The organism is Ectopseudomonas composti (genome assembly GCF_900115475.1).
Classification (GTDB): domain Bacteria; phylum Pseudomonadota; class Gammaproteobacteria; order Pseudomonadales; family Pseudomonadaceae; genus Aquipseudomonas; species Aquipseudomonas composti.
The window spans coordinates 149,927-171,477 of record NZ_FOWP01000010.1 but is presented as its reverse complement, the minus strand read 5'-3'; the positions used below and the strand labels follow the sequence as shown (position 1 = coordinate 171,477).

The 21,551-nt window shown below is 62.4% G+C and carries 11 protein-coding genes; 4 read left to right on the top strand and 7 right to left on the bottom strand.

From position 1 onward, the window contains the following. Positions 1–8,037 (bottom strand): retention module-containing protein (locus BM059_RS18105; RefSeq protein ID WP_139220764.1); only part of this gene is annotated, 8,037 nt, incomplete at its 3' end. Between the two features lie 335 nt (positions 8,038–8,372). On the opposite strand from BM059_RS18105, the gene BM059_RS18100 reads away from it, so the two are divergent. The 3 genes from BM059_RS18100 to BM059_RS18090 all read left to right on the top strand — a co-directional run bounded on the left by BM059_RS18100 (position 8,373) and on the right by BM059_RS18090 (position 13,341). Then, entirely contained in the window at positions 8,373–9,725 is a 1,353-nt protein-coding gene (locus tag BM059_RS18100) for a TolC family outer membrane protein (protein WP_036998930.1), read from the top strand. Between the two features lie 111 nt (positions 9,726–9,836). Continuing rightward, positions 9,837–11,993: a type I secretion system permease/ATPase gene (locus BM059_RS18095; protein WP_074940719.1), complete on the top strand. Its 2,157-nt coding sequence runs from the start codon at positions 9,837–9,839 to the stop codon at positions 11,991–11,993. Between the two features lie 10 nt (positions 11,994–12,003). Continuing rightward, positions 12,004–13,341 carry an HlyD family type I secretion periplasmic adaptor subunit gene (locus tag BM059_RS18090; RefSeq protein ID WP_139220761.1) on the top strand — a complete coding sequence of 446 codons (1,338 nt, stop codon included), beginning with the start codon at positions 12,004–12,006 and terminating at the stop codon, positions 13,339–13,341. A gap of 33 nt (positions 13,342–13,374) precedes the next feature. Here BM059_RS18090 and mmsB read toward each other — a convergent pair whose 3' ends face one another. From mmsB to BM059_RS18060, 6 genes are all read right to left on the bottom strand, one after another. After that, positions 13,375–14,256 carry a 3-hydroxyisobutyrate dehydrogenase gene (gene mmsB / locus BM059_RS18085; RefSeq protein WP_074940713.1) on the bottom strand — a complete coding sequence of 294 codons (882 nt, stop codon included), beginning with the start codon at positions 14,254–14,256 and terminating at the stop codon, positions 13,375–13,377. A 132-nt stretch (positions 14,257–14,388) separates the two neighbouring features. Next, positions 14,389–15,492: an enoyl-CoA hydratase/isomerase family protein gene (locus BM059_RS18080; protein ID WP_074940711.1), complete on the bottom strand. Its 1,104-nt coding sequence runs from the start codon at positions 15,490–15,492 to the stop codon at positions 14,389–14,391. Between the two features lie 159 nt (positions 15,493–15,651). Then, entirely contained in the window at positions 15,652–16,470 is an 819-nt protein-coding gene (locus BM059_RS18075) for an enoyl-CoA hydratase (RefSeq protein WP_036998939.1), read from the bottom strand. 56 nt (positions 16,471–16,526) lie between these two features. Beyond that, the gene (locus BM059_RS18070; RefSeq protein WP_074940708.1) at positions 16,527–17,690 is read right to left on the bottom strand and encodes an acyl-CoA dehydrogenase family protein; all 1,164 of its coding nucleotides are present in this window, start codon (positions 17,688–17,690) and stop codon (positions 16,527–16,529) included. Between the two features lie 6 nt (positions 17,691–17,696). Then, positions 17,697–18,944 carry an ABC transporter substrate-binding protein gene (locus BM059_RS18065; protein WP_074940705.1) on the bottom strand — a complete coding sequence of 416 codons (1,248 nt, stop codon included), beginning with the start codon at positions 18,942–18,944 and terminating at the stop codon, positions 17,697–17,699. A 97-nt stretch (positions 18,945–19,041) separates the two neighbouring features. Continuing rightward, on the bottom strand, positions 19,042–20,538 hold the full coding sequence (locus tag BM059_RS18060) for a CoA-acylating methylmalonate-semialdehyde dehydrogenase (RefSeq protein WP_074940702.1): 1,497 nt from the start codon (positions 20,536–20,538) through the stop codon (positions 19,042–19,044). Positions 20,539–20,669: 131 nt separating this feature from the next. Between BM059_RS18060 and BM059_RS18055 the strand changes: the two genes are divergently transcribed. Next, complete coding sequence (locus tag BM059_RS18055; protein ID WP_036998945.1) at positions 20,670–21,545, top strand: AraC family transcriptional regulator; 876 nt, start codon at positions 20,670–20,672, stop codon at positions 21,543–21,545. Positions 21,546–21,551: the final 6 nt, after the last annotated feature.

Genomic DNA, 21,551 nt, shown 5'->3' with positions numbered 1-21,551 from the left:
GCCGCTGACGCTCTGGTCTTCGTCGGTAACCTTGCTCTGATCAGCGGTGACCGGGATGTCGTTGACCGGGGTGACATCGAGGCTGACCACGCTGGTGGTGGTGCCGCCGTTGCCGTCATCGATGGTGACGGTGAAGCTGTCCTGGCCGTTGTAGTCCTTGCCCGGTACATAGGTGAAGGTGCCGTCGGCGCGCAGGGTCACGGTGCCGTGCTTCGGTTCGTCGCCGCTAGCGATGCTGTAGCTGAGGCTGTCGCCGTCCACATCGGTGGCGTTGATCGTACCGTCGATCGCGGTGTCTTCATCGGTGGTCAGGCTTTGTGGGCCGGACACCGGTGCATCGTTGACCGGGTTGACGGTGATGTTCACCACCGCATCGACCACGCCGCCCTTGCCGTCGTCGAGGGTGACGGTGAAGCTGTCAGGGCCGTTGTAGTTGGCGTTCGGCGTGTAGGTGTACTGGCCGGTGGTGCCATCGAGCACCAGGGTGCCGTTGGTCGTTCCCGACTTCAGGGTATAGCTGACGGTATCACCGTCGGCGTCGCTGACATTCAACTGGGTGGAGAGACTCTGGTCTTCGTCGAGACTGACGCTGGGGTTGTTCAGCACGGGCAGGTCATTGATCGGATTCACCGTCAGGTTGACGCTGCCGATTACGCTGGTAGTGCCGTCGTTGACGCTGTAGGTGAAGTTGCCGACGTTGTTGCCGGCCTGGTAGTCAGCCGGGGCGTTGTACTTCAGGCCTTGCAGTTGGGCGCTGGTCAGGGTCTGGCCATTGCTCACGGCGCTGCCGTCGGCCAGGGTGACGCTACCCAGGGTCGGGAGACCTGTGACGGTGATGGTCAGCGGGTTACCGTCGACATCGGTCGGGGCCTGGAGGCTCAGCGGCGTGCCAACGGTTTTCTCGTCAACGGTCAGGCTGGTGCTGTCGACAACCGGTGCATCGTTGACCGGTTTGACGCCGACGGTGACAGTGGCGGTGTCGAACTTGCCGTTGCCATCGCTGATGGTATAGGTGAAGGAGCCGGTACCGTTGAAGTCCGGTGCCGGGGTGAACACCACCTTGCCATCGACCAGGGCCACGCTGCCGTTCACCGCGTTCTGAACGCTGACGATGCTGAGGGTGTCACCGTCGACGTCGGTATCGTTGCCCAGCAGGGTGGACGGTTCGATGACCAGTGCCTGATCTTCGTTGGTGGTCAGCAGGTCGCTGCCGGCCTGGCTCAGCTGAGCACCGCCGACCACGCTGTAGTTGCCGCCCTCCGGGCGTAGCTCGACCTTCAGCTGGGCCTGACCACCCTGATCCCAGTAGATGATCTGGATGTTGTGCGCACCACTTTCGGTGATGGTGAAGGTGGCCGATTCACGCGCGGTGGGGCTCTGGTTACCATTGAATTCGGCAACTACCTTGCCGTCGATGACGATGCTGTAGCCATCGTCCGCTGTTACGCGGAACTGGTAGGTGCCGGCGTTCAGGCTGATCTGGCCGCTCATCTCGATGATGGCGTCCGAGGTGTTGTCAGGGGCGGTGTTCAGCGAGCCGGCATCGGCACCGAGGAACTTCTGCAACTGCTGGTCGCTGCCCAGGTTGTTGCTCACGCCATTGCCGTAGTTCAGCTCGGTGGCGGTGAAGGTGGCGCTGGGGGTACGGCCGGCGATGAAGGCGGTGACGCCGGCCAGGTTCCCCAGGTTGCCGCCGTCGACGTCTTCACGGTAACCGTAGTAGTTGCCCTTGAGGCCGGTGATGACGCCGAAGTCGTCATTGGCATCCGGTGCGTCGTTGACCGGGGTGACGCCCAGGGTGACCTTGCCCTCGACGGAGGTGGTGCCGTCGTTGACGCTGTAGGTGAAGTCACCTACGGGGTCGCCCGCCTTGTAATCGTCCGGGCCGTCATATTTCAGCCCTTGCAGCTCGGCGATGGTCAGGGTCTGACCGTTGCTCACCGGGGTGCCGTTGGCCAGGGTCACGCTACCCACGGTCGGCAGGCCGGTGACGGTGATGGTCAGCACGTCGCTGCTGTCGGCATCGGTCGGTGCGGCGATATTCAGCGGGGTGCCGACGCTTTCCTCGGCGACGGTAACGCTGGTATTGGTGACCACTGGCGCGTCATTGCGGCCTTCGATGGTCAGCGAGGCGCTGGTGCTGACGACGCCGCCGTTGCCGTCGCTGACGTCGTAGCTGTAGTTGAGGACGACTTTCTCGCCGACGGCCAGATAGTCGTATTGGGACGGGTCGATCTTCAGGCTGTTGCTGGCTGCGTCGAAGGTGACGCCTGCATCGTTGCCTCCGCCCACCAGTTGCAGGTTGGCGACGCTGAGTACGTCGTTGGCATCTTCGTCGCTGGCGTTCTGCAGCAGGTCAAGGCTGTAGGCCGAGGCATCCTCGTGGGTCAGCGAGCTGAGCGCGCCGCTGACGATCGGCGCATCGTTGCTGCCGGTCAGGGTGATGCTGACGTCGCGGGAAGTTTCCGCGCCGCTGCTGTCGGTGACGGTGACGCGGTAGGTCAGAGTGACGGTCTCGCCTGCGCCGAGGTAGTCCAGTGCACCGGCAGCGACGCTGTAGTTCCATTGCACGTTACCCTGGCCATCGCCCGTGGCGGTATCGCTGATCAGGGCGCTAAGATTGCCAAGGGCGCTGACATTGTTGTCGTTGCCGTCTTTGGCGCTGACCAGTTGGGTGGTGACGCTGTGCGTGTTGCTCAGGTCGGCATCGCTGAAGCCGATATTGCCGCTGGCGGTCAGGCTGCCGGTGTTCTCGCCCGGTACGCCATCGGCGCGTTCGGCCAGGGTTGCGCTCTGCACGCTGCTGTCGAGCACAGGGGCGTCGTTACGGCCTTCGATGGTGATCGTGGCCGTGGTGGGGGTGACACCGCCATTGCCGTCGATCACGTCGTAGCTGTAGGTGAGCACCACTTTCTCGCCGACGGCGAGGTAATTGTAGGCGTTCGGGTTCACCTGCAGGCTGTTGCCCACCAGGGTCACACCGTTGGCGTTTGAACCGGATGTCTCCTGCAGATTGGCGATGTCCAGAACGTCGCTGGCGTCGACATCGCTGGCATTTTCCAGCAAGTCGACGGCGAAGGCGTTGGCGTCTTCATTGCTGCTCTGGCTGATGGCGCTGCTGACCACTGGTGCGTCGTTGACGCCGTCGATGGTGATGGTGGCGCTGGTGTCGACCAGACCACCCTGACCATCGCTGACCTGGTACTGGTAGACGAGGGTGACGCTCTCGCCGACGGCCAGGTAGTTGTAGCGGGACGGGTCGACTACCAGGGTGTTGCCTTGCAGGCTGACGCCGGAGGCATCGTTGCCACTGGTTTCACTGAGGTTGACGACGCTGAGCACATCCTTGGCATCGGCGTCGCTGGCGTTGGCCAGCAGGTTGATCACCTGACCGGCAGCGTCTTCGTCGGTGCCGAGACTGATGGCGCCGGTCACCACGGGCACGTCGTTCACGCCGGTGACGGTTATGGTCAGGGTGCTGCTGCTCGACAGCGCGCCGTCGGTAGTCGTGAAGGGCACCTGAATGACCAGTTCTTCACCTTCCCCGAGAGCCTGGTAGGCGGCATTGCTGGGGTCGAACGTCCAGCTGCCGTCCGGGTTCAGGCTGAAGCCGGCTGGAGCAGGATTGTTCAGGCTGAAACTCAGGCTGTCGCCGTCAACGTCGGTAGCGGCGAGTTGACCGCCGATGGCCGGCGCATCCTCGAAAGTGTCAGCACTGGTGGGGGCTGCAATCGGGGCGTCGTTCACCGGGGTGATGTTGAGGGTGACGTTGTCGCTGTCGCTCAGCTTGCCGTCAGTGGTGTTGATGGTCAGGGTGTCCTGGCCATTGTAGTTGGGCGCCGGCACGTACTTCAGGCCTTGCAGGGCGGCGCTGATGGCGGCCTGGGAGCCGGACAGGGTGATGCTGCCTGTGCCGTTGCCGCTGAAGGTCACGCCGCCTTGCAGCGGGCCGAGAGTCAGTACGCCGTGCTCGACGGAGAGGGTGGTGGTCAGACGGTCGCCGTCGACATCGCTGACGGCAATGCTGTTGCCATTGAGCAGGCTGAAGGTCTTGCTGCCATCTTCGGCCAGGGTTTGAGCACCTGGCGCGGTGTTGACCGGGGCATCGTTGACCGGGGTGATAGTGAAGGTGAGGTTGGCGGTGTTGGTGAGGCTGCCATCGCTCAGGGTGTAGGTAACGGACGGTACTGGGCCGTTGTAGTCCTTGGACGGAACGAAGGTGAAGTCACCGTTGGCCTGGATGGTCAGTTTGCCGATGCCGAGGTTAAGGGTTTCGCCGGCATTGGCGCTGACGAAGGGCAGGTTGGTCAGGCTGAATTTGGTGACGCTCAGGGCATCGCCATCCACGTCTCGGTCGTTGCTCAACACATTACCGGTGGCTGTGCTGTCTTCGTCGAGGGTAATCGAGTCGTTGACGCCAACCGGGCGGTCGTTGACCGGAGCGACGGTGATGGTTGCAGTGGCTTTATCGACGGAAGTGGCGCCGTCGTTGTCCACAGCGCTGTAGTCGAAGGTGGTGGTGCCGTTCCAGTCCTTGTTCGGGACGAAATAAACCGGGCCGCTGACGCTGTCGCCTGCCTGCAGGGCGGTACCACCGTTAGCGCTGGCGTACAGGGTGCCATTGGCTGGTATGGAGCCGAGGGTGAAGCCGGTAACGCTGCCGTCGACATCGCTACCGGACAGGTTCACCTGAATGCGTGCAGCCTGATCTTCATTGCCTGATGCGCTCACGGCGTTGGCCACCGGAGCGTCGTTAGTGCCGGTCAGGGTGATGGTCAGGGTGCTGTCGGCGCTGGCGCCATGTTCATCGGTCACGGTGACCGGAATCTCGAGAACCAGCTGCTCGTTGGCCTTGAGGTAATCGTAGGCGCTGTTGCTGGCGTCGAAGGTCCATTGACCGTCGCTGCTCAAGGTCAGGCCGGCGATGTTGGCGCTGGTGCTGAAGTCGAGCACGGCGCCGTCGTCTACGTCACTGGCGTCGATCTGGCCGCCGATAACGCCATCGCCTTCATTGGCTTGGGCCGTGGCAGCGGTAACCACCGGCGTGTCGTTGACCCCGGTGACGGTGATGGTCAGCGTGCTGCTGCTCGACAGCGTGCCGTCGGTAGCGGTGAAGTTGATGGTCAGCGTGGTGGACTTACCTTCGGCCAGGTGCTGGTAGGCCGCGTTGCTGGGGTCGAGCGTCCAGCTACCGTCGCTGTTCAGGGTGAAACCAGCGGGCAGGGTGCCCTGAGCGCTGTAGGTGAGAGCGTCGCCGTCGACATCGCTGGCGGCCAGTTGGCCGCCGATGATCGGAGCATCCTCGAAAGTCGCTTCGCTGGTCGGTGTGGCGACCGGGGCGTCGTTCACCGGAGTGATGTTGAGGGTGACGCTATCGCTGTCGCTCAGCTTGCCGTCGGTGGTGTTGATGGTCAGGGTGTCCTGGCCGTTGTAGTCCTTGCCCGGTACGTATTTCAGGCCTTGCAGCGCAAGGTTGATGGCGGCCTGGGAGCCGGACAAGATGATGCTGCCGGTGCCATTGCCACTGAAGGTCACGCCGCCTTTCAGCGGGCCGAGGGTCAGCACACCGTGCTCGACGGAGAGGGTGGTGGTCAGGCGATCACCGTCGACGTCGCTGACGGCGATGCTGTTGCCATTGAGCAGGCTGAAGGTCTTGCTGCCATCTTCGGCCAGGGTTTGAGCACCTGGCGCGGTGTTGACCGGAGCATCGTTGACCGGGTTGATCGTGAAGGTGAGGTTGGTGGTGCTGGTGAGGCTGCCATCGCTCAGGGTGTAGGTAACGGACGGTACTGGGCCGTTGTAGTCCTTGGCCGGAACGAAGGTGAAGTCGCCGTTGGCCTGGATGGTCAGCTTGCCGATGACCAGATCCAGGGTCTGACCCGCGTTGGCGCTGACGAAAGGCAGGTTGGTCAGGCTGAACTTGGTGACGCTGAGGCTGGCATTGTCGACATCGGTGTCGTTGCTCAGCACGTTGCCGGTGGCGGTGGTGTCTTCGTCCAGGGTGATGCTGTCGGCCACGCCCACAGGCCTGTCGTTGCTGCCGTTGATGGTGACGGTGACGCTGCTCTTGGTGCCGTCGGCAGAAGCGACTTCGAAGGTTTCGCTGTAGGACTGGCCGACGTTCAACTCATTGAAGGCGGAGTTGGCGACGAAGGTCCAGTTGCCGGTCGCGTCGATGCTGAAGCTGCCGTAAGTACCGGCAATATTGCTCTGGGCGACGAAGGTTTCCGGGCTGTCGACATCGCTGATGGTCAGGGTGCCAGTAGCGGTCAGCGGTGCGTTGGTTTCAGTCAGCTGTACGTTGGCGCTGCTGAGTACTGCCGCATCGTTGGTGCCATTGATGGTGACGGTGACGCTGCTCTCGGTACCGTCGGCACTGCTGACCTTGAAGGATTCGCTGTAGGACTGGCCAACGTTCAACTCATTGAAGGCGGAGTTGGCGACGAAGGTCCAATTGCCGGCTGCGTCGATGCTGAAGCTACCGTAACTACCGGCCACGTTGCTCTGGGCGACGAAGGTTTCCGGGCTGTCGACATCGCTGATAGACAGGGTGCCGCTGGTGCTCAGCGGGGCATCGGTCTCGGTCAGCTGTACGTCGGCGCTGCCCAGAATGGCTGCATCGTTCACGCCGGTGACGGTGATGGTCAGGGTGCTGGTGGTGGTGGCACCGAATTGATCGCTGACTTCGAAAGGCACGCTTAGGGTCAGTTTCTGGCCCTCGGCCAGGGACTGATAGGCGGCGTTACCGGCATCCAGCGTCCAGGCACCGGTCTGCGGGTTCAGGGTGAAGCCAGCCGGTGCAGTGCCGGTCACGCTGTAGCTGAGCACGGCGCCGTTGTCGGCATCGCTGGCCTGCAGTGTGCCGTTGACGCTCTGGTCTTCGGTGACTTCGGCGCTGCTGGCGGTGGCGATGGGCGTGTCATTGGCACCATTGAAATTGATGGTGATGACGCGGGTATCGCTGGCCCCGGATGGGTCTTTGACCGTCACCACGAAGCTGTCGCTGACTTTTTCGCCATCCTGCAGGCCGTTCACGGCCTTGGCGTCCACGACATAGGTGTAGCTGCCGTCAGGGTTGACCGTCAGTTCGCCATAGGCGCCCGTGGCGCTGCCGCTCCAGGTCAATACGGTGTCGTCGACGTCGGTGGCGGCCAGTTGGCCCTTGATATCGGCGAAGGTATCGGCAGCGGTGCTGTCATCGACAGTGGCATCGTAGGTACCGGTGGCGACCGGTGCATCATTGACCGGGGTGACGGTCAGATTGACCGTCAGCGGTGTGGAGGCGCCGCGACCATCGGTGGCGGTCACTTCGAAGCTGTCGCCGCCGTTGTAGTCCTGCGCCGGGGTGTAGGTCCAGGTGCCGTTGGGATTGAGCACCAGCGTGCCATTGCTCGGCGCGCGGGTGATGCTCAGCGTGACCAGATCGCCATTCGCATCACGGGTGGTGAAGACGCCGCTGATCGGCGTGTCTTCGGCCGTCTGCAGGTTCAGAGGGCCTTGCGCCGCGCCGTTGCCGTCGAGAAACTCGGGTGCCTGGTTCGGCAGGGCTTCCTGGAACTGTTCGTCGGCGCGGGCGAAGTCGCCCAGTCCAGTGGTTTCAAAGCCGATCGTGGCTTCTACCACTTCACCGGTTGCATCGAGCAGCACGAAGCTGTGGCCACCTCCAGCGCCGCCCGTGCCGCCACCGGCCGAGCTTGGGCCTGCTGCCGTAGCCTCGAGGGCCTCGGTCGGATCCATGCCGGCCTCGATGGCCTGTTGCAGTTGCGCGACTTCGTCGCCGGGGCTTACGGCCTGCTGAGCAGGCTGAGCGTTCTGCGCCGCCACGCTGGTCTCGGATTCGCTCCACTGGCTGTCACGCCCCAGATCCAGGGTGCGCCCGTCGGCCAGTACCAGAGCGACCATGCCACTGTCGCCAGTGAGAACCTCCTCGCCCTTGAAGAGACGGTCACCTTCTACCAGAAGGCGACGAGAGCCATCTGGAGAAACGGCGAAGACCTGGCCAACAATGCTTTGGACGGTCGCAATGACACTGCTCATCGTGTGACTCTCCTGAGATGGTTCTCAACGTGCCTTTCGTCGTTCGGGCCGTCTCGATTCTGGGCCTGGCGCTAGGCTGGCAAAATAAGTATGTAAAGGTATTGAAACAAGATGGTCAATTTTTTGGCTAAATATTTTTGACGCATTGTTTTTCGTCAGAGTATTGACCTATTCGGCGGCATCCTAAACAATCGCCGCGTTGATGTCACTTTGATATTCGCTCTTCGTCTGGTGTTTTTCAATGTGATCTGAGTCACATAAATAGGTGCTCTTGGCGACTGGTTTTGTCCGGGCGCTCTAGGACGCCCACATCCCCTGTTGAGGAAGCTCAGTTTATGCGTTTGCGCCTGCCCCTCGTTCTGCCGCTTGCCTTGGCAATTAGCCTGCCTGCTTACTCCCAGACCCTCCCAGAAGCCATGCAGCATGCAATGGGCGTACACCCGGAAATCCAGGCAGGCGTCAATGGTCGCCTAGCCGCCGACAAACAGCTTGATGCCGCTCGAGGCGGCTATCTGCCCTCGGTGGATCTGCTGGCTGGCTATGGCCGTGAGGGCACTGACAACACTTCGACCCGTGCCAGCGGCCGTCACAGTTACGAGACCCTGACCCGCGGTGAGTCTAGTCTGCGTCTGAGTCAAATGGTGTTCGATGGCTTCGCCACCCAAAATGAAGTTGGCCGTCAGCAGGCCACTGTCAATTCCCGGGCCTATGCACTGCTGGGAACTTCCGAGCGCACTGCGCTGGATGTCGCTGAAGTCTATATAGATGTACTGCGCCGCCAAGAGATGGTGCGCCTGGCCGAAGACAACCTGCGCAGCCACGAGCGCATCTATGATCAGATCAGTCTGCGCAGTCAGCGTGGTGTCGGTCGTCTGGCTGACCAGGATCAAGCCGAAGCCCGCCTGGCTCAGGCGCGCAACAACCTGATCACCGAGCAGACCAACCTGGCCGACGCTCGTACCAATTTCTATAGCGTCGTCGGCCTCGATCCGGCTGAGCTGGTAGAGCCGTCCGGCCTGCCGGGGCAGCTGCCGGAATCGCTGCAGGACGCGCGTCAGGCGTTGGTGGCCAACAGCCCGATCCTGCGCTCCGCCGAGTCCGACGTTGCGGCAACGGAGAAACAGTACGAAGCAGCGAAGTCGCTGTTCTATCCGCGTTTCGATGCAGAGCTGTCGCGTAATGCCGACAGCAACATCGACGGCGTGGACGGCCACTCCAACGAATGGCAGGCGATGCTGCGCATGCGCTACAACCTGTTCGCCGGCGGTAGCAACAAGGCCGATCTGGAATCCAAGTCCTACCAGGTGAACCAGGCGCTGGACATCCGCAACAATGCCCTGCGTGTATTGAACGAAGACCTCGGCCTGTCCTGGAACGCATTGAAAAATGCCCGCGAGCAACTGCCAATCGCTCGTGAATACGTGGAATACAGCACGCGGGTGCGTGAGTCGTACCAGAAGCAGTTCAGCATTGGTGAGCGTACTCTGCTGGACCTGCTCGACAGTGAGAACGAGTTGTTCACTGCCGCACGCCGCCTGACCGACCTGCGTTACAGCGAGCTGTTTACTCAGTACCGAATCAAGGCGACCATGGGTGAGCTGCTGAGGAGCCAGGGCGTTGTGGCTCCGATGGCGACTGTTGTTCAGGCCGATCTCAAGCCCAAGGCGACTCTGCCCAGCCTGAACTGATCGAGCTACCTGAACGTGGATCGCCCGCCGAGGATGCGTCTATCCTTTGCGGGCGTTCCCGTTTATGGGATATGAAGTCGTACCCGAAGAATCATTGAAGAGAGTCCTGGTGTGGATCCACAAGCCAGTCGTGTTGAAAGCAATTCCGATCCGCGCGGGCAGCACGACGATCCGTTGTTGGACTCGCTCCTTTCCCTCTGCGTACTGCATCGCAAACCGGCCAATCGGGCCATGCTCACCAGCGGTTTGCCACTGCCCAAGCAACGGCTGACGGCAGAGCTACTGCCTCGTGCGGCTGCGCGGGCGGGATTGCAGGGGCGCTTGCTGCGCAGAAGCCTCGAGCAGATTCCCAGGATCGCACTCCCGGCCCTGTTGCTGCTCAAGGAAGGTCGTTGTGCGGTGTTGCTGGGCTGGAGCGAGCAGGGCGAAGCGCGCCTGCTTCTCAGTGAGAGCGATGGCGGCGAGATCAAGATCGCCCGAGACCTCTTGCAGGAAGACTTCAGTGGCCAGGTGTTCTTCGCCCAACCTCAGCACAAATATGACCTGGATCAGGGCAGCCTGATTCCGCGTACCCAGTCCTGGTTCCGCGATACTCTCAAGCGCTCGCGCTGGCTCTACATGGATGCGATAGCGGCCAGCTTGCTGATCAACCTGATCGGCCTCGGTGCGCCACTGTTCGTGATGAACGTCTACGACCGCGTGGTACCCAACCAGGCTGCAGCCACGCTTTGGGTGTTGGCCATCGGTATTTCCGGTGCCTATATCTTCGACTTGCTGCTCAAGACCATGCGTGGCCTTTGTCTTGATCTGGCTGGCAAGAAAACCGATCTGATCATTTCCGCCACGCTGTTCGAGCGCATCGTCGGTATGGCAGTGAAGTTTCGTCCGCAGCGCGTCGGCAGTTTTGCCCAGAACATCCATGAGTTTCAGACGCTGCGTGACTTTCTTGCCTCGCTGACGTTGACCAGTGTCATTGACCTGCCGTTCACCCTGCTGATCCTGCTGGTGATCGGCCTGCTCGGTGGGCAACTGGTGTGGATTCCGCTGCTGGCTTTCCCGCTGGCGATGGGGATCAGCTGGCTGCTGCAGAAGCCACTGGTAGCTACTATGGACCGCACCATGGCCTTGGCTGCCGAGCGTCAGTCGAGCCTGATCGAGACCCTCACGGGCCTCGATGCGGTCAAGGTGAATAATGCCGAGAGCGACCGTCAGTACCTGTGGGAACAGACTATCGGCACCCTGGGCCGTCTGGAACTGCGGGTGAAGATGCTGTCGAGTCTGGCAATGAATCTCACCATGCTGATCCAGCAGTTGGCCGGCGTGATCATGATTGTCGCTGGTGTCTACCTGATCATGGCAGGAGATTTGAGCATGGGCGGCCTGATTGCCTGCTACATGCTCAACGGCCGCGCGCTTGGTCCGCTGAGTCAGCTTTCCGGCTTGTTCACCCGTTACCAGCAAGCCCGCCTGACCATGATCAACGTCGACCAGATGATGGATTTGCCGCAGGAGCGTCACGAGGGCGAGCAGCCGCTGGTGCGTTCCAAGCTGCAAGGCAGTCTGGAGTTGCGTCAGGTCAGCTTCACCTATCCGCATCAGCAGACGCTTGCGCTCAGTGAGATCAATTTGATCGTCCGGCCTGGGGAGAAGATCGGCATCATCGGCCGTAGCGGTTCGGGCAAGAGTTCGCTTGCCAAGCTCATTGTCGGGCTGTACCAGGCTGACTCCGGCAGCCTGCTGATCGACGGTACCGATATCCGTCAGCTTGATGTAAGCGAGCTGCGCCACAACGTGGGTTACGTGCCGCAGGATATCCAGCTCTTCAGCGGTACCCTGCGCGACAACCTGATGGCCGGCGCGCGCTACGTGGAAGACGAGTTGGTGCTGCAAGCGTCGGAGCTTTCCGGTGTGCACGAGTTTGCCCGCTTGCATCCACAGGGCTATGAATTGCAGGTTGGCGAGCGTGGGCAGAATCTCTCCGGCGGTCAGCGGCAGAATGTTGCGTTGGCGCGAGCGCTGTTGCTTGATCCGCCGATCCTGCTGCTCGATGAACCCACCAGCTCGATGGATAACCCAGGCGAAGAGCGACTGAAGGAGCGCATCGGCGCGGTGCTCGCCAACAAGACGCTGCTTTTGGTCACTCACCGTGCCTCGATGTTGTCACTGGTCGACCGTCTGTTGATTGTCGACCGTGGCCGCATCATCGCCGACGGTCCCAAGGAGTCGGTCATGGAAGCGCTGAAGAAGGGGCAGATCAGTGTCGCTTAAGGCATTCGCGATGTTGCGTCAGTATTTCCAGGGCGGTGAGCAGTTATCTGGCGAACCGCTGCCAGAGGTGGACAAGGCGTTGGTGGAAGATGCGCCCCGTGTGGTGCGTCTGACGATCTGGACGCTGCTGGGTTTCGTCATCTTCCTAGGGTTCTGGGCTCACTTTGCCGAGATCGACGAGGTAACGCGAGGCGAGGGCAAGGCCATCCCGTCATCCAAGTTGCAGAAGGTGCAGAACCTGGAGGGTGGGATCATTTCCGAGCTGTTCATCCACGAGGGACAAGTGGTGGAGATCGGTTCGCCGTTGCTGCGTCTGGATCCCACCCGCTTCCAGTCCAATGTCGGTGAAACCGAGGCTGACCGCACCGCCATGCAGCTTCGGGTAGAGCGCCTCAGCGCCGAAGTGGATGATCGCCCGTTGATGATTCCTGAGGAGCTGCGCGCGCTGGCGCCTGAACAGGCCGCCAGCGAGGAGGCATTGTTCCTTAGTCGTCGCCAGCAGTTGAACGATGAACTGGGTGGTCTGGAGCAACAGATGGTGCAGCGGCGTCAGGAACTGCAGGAGTTCATCTCCAAGCAGGCACAGTTCCGCAATAGCCTGCAGTTGCTGCGTCAGGAAATCTCCATCTCCGAGCCTCTGGTCGCCGAAGGTGCCATCTCTCGTGTGGAGGTACTACGTTTACGTCGTGCCGAGGTCGAGACTCGTGGCCAGCTGGATGCCACTTCGCTGGCCATTCCTCGCGCTGAGTCGGCGATCAAGGAAGCGGAGAACAAGATCGCCGAGGCTCGCTCGCGTTTTCGCAGTGAGGCACTGGGGCAGTTGAACGAGGCGCGTACTGAGCTCAAGAAGGCCAACGCCACCGGCAAGGCGCTGGAGGATCGGGTCAAGCGTACGTTGGTCACTTCGCCGGTGCGTGGCATCGTCAAACAGTTGCTGGTCAATACCATCGGCGGCGTGATCCAGCCTGGCAGCGACCTGGTGGAAATCGTACCGCTGGACGATACCCTGCTGGTCGAGGCGCGCATTCGCCCGCAGGACATTGCCTTCCTGCATCCGGGCCAGAAGGCCATGGTCAAGTTTACCGCTTACGACTTCACCATCTATGGTGGCCTGGAGGCCGACCTTGAACAGATCGGTGCCGACACCGTCACCGACGAGGATGGCAACAGCTTTTACCTGATCAAGTTGCGTACCCGCCAAAGTCACCTGGGTAGCGAAGAGAATCCGTTGTTGATCATTCCCGGCATGGTGGCCTCGGTCGACATCATGACCGGCAAGAAGAGCATCCTCAGCTACTTGCTCAAACCGATCATCCGCGCTCGCGCCGAGGCCTTGCGCGAGCGTTGAGGTGTGGGTGGCGAGCGCTGCTCGCTACCCCATTCAGACGAACAGCTGCTGCACTACCGAGAAGTCCTGCTTGCCCTTGCCCTGTTTGAGCAGCAGGCGGTAGAGCTGCAGTGCCAGAGCGCCCATGGGGGCGCTATTGCCGTTATGGCTGGCGGTTTCCTGGGCCAGGCCGAGGTCCTTGGCCATCAGCTCGGCCATGAACCCGCCGCTGTAGCCCTTCGATGCCGGTGCGTTCTCCATCACCCCAGGCCAGGGGTTGTACTTTTCCAACGTCCAATTGCCGCCCGAACTCTGCCGCATGATTTCGGCCAGCACCGCTGGCTCCAGGCCGTTGGCCACGCCCATGGCCATGGCCTCGGCGGTGGCGATCATCTGCACCGCGAGCACCTGGTTGTTGCACACCTTGGCGACCTGGCCGGCGCCATCCGGGCCGGCGTGGAAGATGTTCTTGCCCATGGCAGCGAGCAGTGGCTGGGCTTTTTCCAGTGTCTGGGCATCGCCGCCGACCATGAAGGTCAGGGTACCGGCCGCCGCACCGCCGGTACCGCCAGATACCGGTGCATCGAGTAGGGCGATGCCGCGCTCGCGAGCGGCGGCGTGCACCTTGCGTGCGGACTCCGGGGCGATGGTCGAACACTCGATCACCAAGGTTCCGGCCGCGAGTCGATTGAGCAGGCCGTCCTCACCCAGATAAAGGCTCTCAACATGGCGGCTGGCGGGCAGCATGCTGATCACCACCTGCGCCTGATCGATGGCGTCGGCAGCGCTGTCAGCTGCCAGAGCGCCTTCGCCAGCCAGGGTGTCGACGGCGCTGCGCACCAGGTCGAACACTTTCAGCGGGTAGCCCGCCTTGAGCAGGTTGCGGGCCATGGGTAGACCCATGTGGCCGAGGCCGATAAAGGCGATTTGGGTCATGACGGCTCTCCTTTCTGTTGGCGCGCGGTGCGTGCCGATTGTCATTGTTCGAGGATTGCTGTTGGGTGGTCCCGACGTGTATCCGGGCTGCATGTGTAGGGTGCGCCGTGCGCACCGATTCGGCGCAACTTCCTACAGATCCGCCAATGGATGCTCACCATCCCAGGCCGGGGCAAAGTGCGCGTCGATCACCGCCGCCGGAATTGCAGCTACATCCGGCCAGTGCCATTTCGGTGTCTGGTCCTTGTCGATCAGGCGGGCACGGACGCCTTCGGGAAACTCAGGGTGGCGGCAGCAGTTCAGGCTCATGGCGTATTCCATGCGGAAAACTTCGGCCAGCGACAGATGACGCGCGCGGCCTATCTGCTGCCAGACCAGGTGCGCAGTCAGTGGGCAGCCCTGGGCCAGGGTCTTGGCGGCGCGGGCGAGCAGGGCGTCGTCATCCTGCTGCATGGCGACCAGCGCCTGCACTGCCGCAGGCAGATCGGCAACGTCGAGCAGCGCATCGATGCGCTCGCGGCGTGGCAGCCATTGCGCTGCAGGCAGCTCCGCACGGGCCTCGTTTTCCAGCGCGCGCAGCAGGCTGTGCAGTTGGGCGGTGGGTTGCTCACGCCAGTTCAGTTGCACCAGGCCGCTTAGCAGCGCGTCCTGCTGGTCGTCGCGCAGAAAGCGGTCGGCCAGGTTCAGATCCAGTGCATCGCGGGCATTGATGCTGGCGGCGGTGAGGCCGAGGAACAGGCCCAGGCGCCCCGGCAGGCGGGCGAGGAACCAGCTGCCGCCGACATCCGGATACAAGCCGATGTTGATTTCCGGCATACCCAGGCGGCTGCTTGGCGTGACGATGCGGATACCGGCGCCCTGCATAAGGCCCATACCGCCGCCCAGCACATGGCCATGGGCCCAGCAGATGAAGGGTTTGGGGTAGGTATGGATGCGATGGTCGAGGCGGTATTCATCGGCGAAGAAGCGCCGGGCCAGAGCCGGTACTTCGCCTGGTTGCTCACGACACTGATTGACCAGTTGCACCACGTCGCCGCCGGCGCAGAAGGCCTTGGGGCCGTTGCCGCGCAGTAGCACGCAGGCGATGGTCGGATCGTCGGCCCAGGCCTTGAGGCGTTCGTCGAGTGCTTCGATCATCGGCAGGGAGAGGGCGTTGAGGCTCTTCTCGGCGTCGAGGCTGGCGATGCCGATGCGGTAGCTGTGCAGGCTGGGACGTTCTTCGAATTGCAGGTTCATAGGGGTTTCCTACGTAAGGTGGATGGCGCTTTATCCATCCACCTTACGGTTTCATGTTGGATGCAAAAGGCGACGTCCACCCTACGGGGCTGTAGGAGCGAGCTCTGCTCGCGAAAAGATGGCGTCGTCTGATTCGCGAGCAGGGCTCGCTCCCACGGTTTATTTGTTGCGCCACTGCGGGTCGCGTTTTTCCAGAAAGGCGTTGACCCCTTCGCGGGTGTCGTCAGCATCGAACAGGTCGACGAAACGCTCGCGCTCCTCCGGCAGCCAGGTGTTGGAGCCACGCTCGCGTGCACCCTGGATCAGCGGCTTGATGGTGCGCACTGCCACTGGGCTCTGCCGTGCGACCTTGGATGCCAGCAGCAGGGCGGTGCCGCGTGCTTCGCCGGTGTCCACCACCTGCTCCACCAGGCCAATGCGCAGGGCGGTGTCTGCGTCGATGCGTTCGCCGCAGAGGATCATGCGCTTGGCCCAGCCTTCACCCACCAGCCAGGGCAGGGCTTGGGTGCCGCCGGCGCACGGCAACAGGCCCACGGAGGCTTCCGGCAGGGCCATTTGCGCCTGGCGTTCGGCGATACGGATATCGCAGGCCAGGGCACACTCCAGGCCGCCACCCATGGCGTAGCCGTTGATCGCCGCGATGGACACGCCGCGGAAATCACGCAGGGTCTCGAAGGCTTCGCCGAAGCGTCGCGCCATCTCGCGGGCGCGGGCCTTGTCGCCATCGGCGAACATGTTCAGGTCGGCGCCGGCGCTGAAGAACTTCGGCCCCTGGCCGGTCACCACCAGGGCATACACCTCGTCGTCACGGTTGAGGTGTTCGATCACCTGCTTTAGGCCGATCAGCGAGTCGCGGTCCCAGGTGTTGGCCGGTGGATGGTTGATGGTGATCAGCGCGGTGTGGCCGTGCTTTTCCACGGTGAGTTTGTGGGTCAGGTCAAAGATGCCGGGTTTGTAGGTTTCCAGTGCAGTGCTCATAACGATCCTCATCAATGACTGCCCCTCTCCCATTGATGGAAGGGGGTATAAAGCGCTTACAGCAGGCGATCGAGCATGCCGCCCTGCAGGAGCAGACGGCGGGCAATGATCACCCGCATGATTTCGTTGGTGCCTTCCAGGATCTGGTGCACGCGGGCGTCGCGTACCCAGCGTTCCAGCGGATAGTCATTCAGATAGCCATAGCCGCCATGCAGTTGCAGGGCTTCGTTGCACACGTCGAAGCACTGGTCGGTGGAGAAGCGCTTGGCCATGGCGCAATACAGGCTGGCTTCACCGTGGCCATGGTCGAGCTTGTGCGCGGCCAGGCGCACCATCTGCCGGCTGGCGGTCAGAGCGGTGAACATGTCGGCCAGCTTGAATTGCAGGGCCTGGAACTCGCTGAGCGCCTTGCCGAACTGCTTGCGTTCTTCTACGTAGCGCAGACTTTGCTGCAGCGCTGCTTGGGCAGCACCGAGCGAACAACTGGCGATATTCAGGCGGCCACCATCGAGGCCTTTCATGGCGTAGACGAAGCCTTCGCCCTCCGGGCCAATGCGGTGGCTGGAAGGGATGCGCACACCTTCGAAGGTGATGGTGCGGGTCGGCTGCGCCTTCCAGCCCATCTTGTCCTCGTTGCGCCCGTAGCGCACACCCGGCGCATCGGCCGGCACCAGAAAGCAGGAGATACCCTTGGCGCCATCCTCGCCGGTACGTGCCATGACGATCAGCACCTGCGTGCTTCCTGCACCGGAGATAAAGCACTTGCTGCCGTCGATCACATAGTCGTCGCCGTCGAGCCGCGCACGCGTGCGCAAATGGGCTGCGTCGGAGCCGGCGTCCGGCTCGGTCAGGCAGTAGGAGGCCAGCGTCTGGCCGTTGATCAGCCCCGGCAACCAGGCGTCCTTCAGCGTCTGGTCGGCGAAGCTGGCGAGCATCCAGGTGGCCATGTTGTGGATGGTCAGGTAGGCGGTGGTGGCGACGCAGCCGGCGGCCAACTGCTCGAAAATCAGTGAGCTGGACAGCCTGGACAGGCCCAGGCCGCCGTCTTCCTCGGCGATGTAGAGGGCCAGGTAGCCCTGTTCTGCGGCCCGGCGAATCACCTCGACAGGGAAGTGCTGCTCACGATCCCACTCGGCGGCGTGGGGCGTCAGCTCCCGCGCGGCGAAGGCACGGGCGCTGTCGGTGAGCAGGCGTTGTTCATCACTGAGTTCGAAGTCCATGGCATCTCATTGCAGGGTCAGGGGTTGGCCGCCGGCGCGGCGCTCGGCCTGCCATTCGGCGAGGCTAGGTAACGCACTGTTGGCATCGAGGCGGTCGACGATTTCGAAATAGTCCTGTTTCAGCGGGTCCTTGAGCACCTCGTCACGGGGCTTCACCTTCACCGCGTACACCGTCTGCAGGTTCTGGTGGTCGAAGGCGCGCCATTGCTGTTCGTCCTTGAGTAGGGTGTAGCGATGACCTTCCAGTGCCTTGATCAGTGCTTCGCTATCGAGGCTATTGGCACGCTTAGCGGCATCGGCCCACTGCTGGACGATGCTGTAGGCCGACGCGGCGGAGCTGGAAGGGTACATGTCGTAGCGGCTCTTGAAGGCTTCGACGAAGGCTTCGCCGCGGGCGGATTTTTCCAGCGCCGGCACGCGCCAGGTCCAGGGTTCGGTGCCGATCACACCCTGCATCAGATTGGGACCGGCCTGCTCGACCATGCTCTGGGTCAGGTTGGGCGCGACGATCTGCATACGTTCGGTCAGGCCCAGGTCCTTGGCGACGCGCATGGCGCGCACCAGGTCCTCGCCGAACAGTACCAGGGCGAGAATGTCGGCGTTGCTGGCGGCGGCCTGGGTCAGCGCGTCTTGATAGTCGGCCAGGCGCGCACCTGGGAAGGGGATGCGTACGCTGGCGTGCTGGGCGGCATTGTCGGTGGCGGTGGCCTGGCGCAGCGATGCCTCGCTGGTATGGCCCCAGGTGTAATCGGCAGTGACGTAGAAGTAGCGCTTGTTCGGCAGGGTCTTGCTCAGGTATTGACCGAGTACCTTGGCGCTCATCCAGGCGTTGTTGCACTCGCGAAACATGTAGCGATGGCCATCCTTGCCGGTGGTGTCGTTGGAGTAGGTGAGCGTGCCGAAGTACAGCAGGCCGTGCTGCTTGGCGCGCTTACTGGCGGCGATGGCGACTGCGCTGGAGGAGCCACCGAACAGCATCGCCACGCCCTCGGCAGCGAGCTTGTCGACGTTCTTCTCCGCCTTGGCCGGCCGCGAGGCGGTGTCTTTGCTCGACAGGCGCAGAGGCCGCCCCAGCACGCCGCCGGCGGCGTTGATTTCATCGATGGCCAGCAGGGCTCCACGCATCTGCGCCAATCCCTCCTCCTTATATGGTCCGGTGCGCGGGTAGTTGAGCCCGAGACTGATGGGCTCGGCAGCCTGCGCACAGGCGGTGATTGCGGCCCACAGGGCCAGCATGGCGGACAGTTGGCGCATTGCAGTTCTCCTTGTTTTTGTTCTGCAAGGAGTCTTTTTACGCCGCTTGTCCAGATCGAGTGATCGTCTATTGGTCTAAGGGTGCGTTACCCCGTTCTCATTTCAGTGAAATGGTCATATTCGGCCCGTCTCCCAGTGGTGTGTCATCGAACCAGCGGCTGGTAACCGTCTTGGTCTCGGTATAGAAGCGCACCGCCTGTTTGCCATAGGCGTGCAGATCGCCGTAGAACGACCCCTTCCAGCCGGTAAAGGAAAAGAACGGCAGCGGTACCGGGATCGGTACGTTGATGCCCACCTGGCCAACCTCCACTGCGTGCTGGAAGTGTCGCGCGGCGCCGCCCGAGCGGGTGAACAGGCTGGTGCCGTTGCCATAGGGGCTGGCGTTGACCAGTTCGATGGCTTCTTCCAGGGTCGCAACCTCCATGCACACGAGCACCGGGCCGAAGATTTCCTCGCGGTACAGGCTCATCTTCGTGGTCACGCCACGGAACAGCGTCGGGCCGATCCAATTGCCATTCGGATACCCCTCCACGCTGCACTGCGAACCATCGAGCAGGCAGTCGGCGCCTTCGGCCTTGCCTTGCTCGATCAGGTGCAGCACGCGCTGGCGTGCCTGCGGGCTGATCAGCGGGCCGTAGGCGGCGCCACTGTCTTGCCAGTGGCCTGGGCGCAATGCGGCCATCTGCTCGGCCAGCTCGTCGATCCACTGCTTCGACTCGCCGACGAACACCGCCACGCTGATCGCCATGCAACGTTGTCCGGCCGCGCCGCAACTGGCGCCGAGCAGGTTACTGATCACCTGGTCCTTGGGCGCGTCGGGCATGATCACCATATGGTTCTTGGCGCCGGCAAAGGCTTGCACACGCTTCAGGTGCTGGGTACCGGTGCGGTAGACATGCTGGCCCACTGTCACCGAACCGACGAAGGACACTGCGCGCACCTGCGGATGCACCAGCAGCGCATCGACCTGCTCGCGCCCGCCATGCAGCACCTGCAGCACGCCGGCCGGCGCGCCGGCTTCGATAAAGAGTTCGGCCAGACGATTGGGCGTCATCGGGTCCTGTTCGGACGGTTTCAGGATGAAGGTGTTACCGCAGGCGATGGCCAGCGGAAACATCCACAGCGGGATCATCGCCGGGAAGTTGAACGGAGTGATACCGACGCATACGCCCAGCGGCTGGATCCAGCTGGCGGTGTCGATCTCGCGGGCGACGTTCTCCACCGTCTCGCCCATCATCAGGCTGGCGATATTGGCGGCATGTTCGGCCACTTCGATGCCGCGCCAGACGTCACCCTTGGCATCGGCGAAGGTCTTGCCGGTTTCCTGGGCGAGAATCTCAGCCAGCTCGTCGTGGTGCTCCTTGAGCAGGTGTTGGTAACGCAGCATCAGGCGCGCACGCTCCGATACCGGCACTTCGCGCCAGGCAAGGAATGCCCTCTGCGCGCTGGTCACTGCGGCCTCGATTTCCTCGGCGGTGGCCTTGGGGGCGAGGGCGATCACGTCCTGCGTGGTCGGATCGGTGACCTCGATCAGCTCCTGAGCCTGACTGGTTTGCCATTGGCCATCGATCAGTTGCGGCAGTGTGCGGGGCATGCTGGCCTCCTGTTGTTCTTGTCTGAGGTCTTTTATATCCACTGGATAGCCGTTTGTGGATTGACGATCTTGGGCTTGGGATGGACGATCTTGTCATTCGGATTTGAATAGCAAGGGGTGATGCAGTGGGGATGCGGGTGGAAACCTCCAATTGGCCGTTACCCGTCGGTGGGCAGCGCTTCATCACGCCACCGCGCCTGCGTCGCCTGCTGGCACGCCATCCTTTAAGCACTGGATGCTATCCATTGGCCATCGGTTTCTACCCTGATGCGGTGGGCCACCAGATGCGTCGCACGCAGCCAGATGACCATCTGCTGATCTATTGCCGCTCAGGCAAAGGCTGGCTGGAAACCGCGGATGGACGATTCGATATCGTTGCAGGTGATCTTTTACTGCTACCCAAGGCTGCGGCGCATGCTTATGGTGCCGACGAGCAAAGTCCCTGGACGATCTACTGGGTGCATTTCGACGGCAGCTTAGGCGAAGACTTCCTGCATCTGCTGGGCGCGCAAACGTTGCGGCGCATCGGCGTTCAGCCCAGGTTGATCGGCGATTTCGAGGCGTTGTTGGGTTTGCAGCGCCAGGGCCTCAACGTATTGCCCTTCATCCACGCTGCGCACCGTTTGCAGGCGATGCTCAGCTCGCTGGCCGTGCTGCCGGCGCGGGTCAACCTCAAGTCTGGTCGCGTGCTGGATATCGAGGCAGTGCAGGCGGTGATGCGCGAGCATCTGCACGGCAGCCTCAACCTCGACGAGCTGGCTGCGCAGTTCAAGCTGTCGCGCTTTCATTTCGCCAAGACCTACCGCGCGCTGACCGGTCATGCGCCGATCCAGGACTTCATCCAGTTGAAGATGGCCCTGGCCTGCCGTCTGCTCGACCGTGGCGATGCCGAAGTGCGCCAGGTCGCCGAGCAACTGGGCTACGACGATCCCTATTACTTCTCACGGCTGTTTCGCAAGGTGGTGGGCATGGCGCCCAGTCATTACCGGGCGCTGCATCTGGGGTAGGGGAGG

What these genes read in the sequence shown, in the direction of transcription:
- BM059_RS18100 (WP_036998930.1), top strand. Translation starts at nt 8,373, where the DNA reads ATGCGTTTGCGCCTGCCCCTCGTTCTGCCGCTTGCCTTGGCAATTAGC.
- BM059_RS18070 (WP_074940708.1), bottom strand. Translation starts at nt 17,690, where the DNA reads ATGGACTTCGAACTCAGTGATGAACAACGCCTGCTCACCGACAGCGCC.
- BM059_RS18055 (WP_036998945.1), top strand. Translation starts at nt 20,670, where the DNA reads ATGCGGGTGGAAACCTCCAATTGGCCGTTACCCGTCGGTGGGCAGCGC.
- BM059_RS18080 (WP_074940711.1), bottom strand. Translation starts at nt 15,492, where the DNA reads ATGAACCTGCAATTCGAAGAACGTCCCAGCCTGCACAGCTACCGCATC.
- BM059_RS18065 (WP_074940705.1), bottom strand. Translation starts at nt 18,944, where the DNA reads ATGCGCCAACTGTCCGCCATGCTGGCCCTGTGGGCCGCAATCACCGCC.
- BM059_RS18075 (WP_036998939.1), bottom strand. Translation starts at nt 16,470, where the DNA reads ATGAGCACTGCACTGGAAACCTACAAACCCGGCATCTTTGACCTGACC.
- BM059_RS18060 (WP_074940702.1), bottom strand. Translation starts at nt 20,538, where the DNA reads ATGCCCCGCACACTGCCGCAACTGATCGATGGCCAATGGCAAACCAGT.
- BM059_RS18090 (WP_139220761.1), top strand. Translation starts at nt 12,004, where the DNA reads ATGTTGCGTCAGTATTTCCAGGGCGGTGAGCAGTTATCTGGCGAACCG.
- mmsB (WP_074940713.1), bottom strand. Translation starts at nt 14,256, where the DNA reads ATGACCCAAATCGCCTTTATCGGCCTCGGCCACATGGGTCTACCCATG.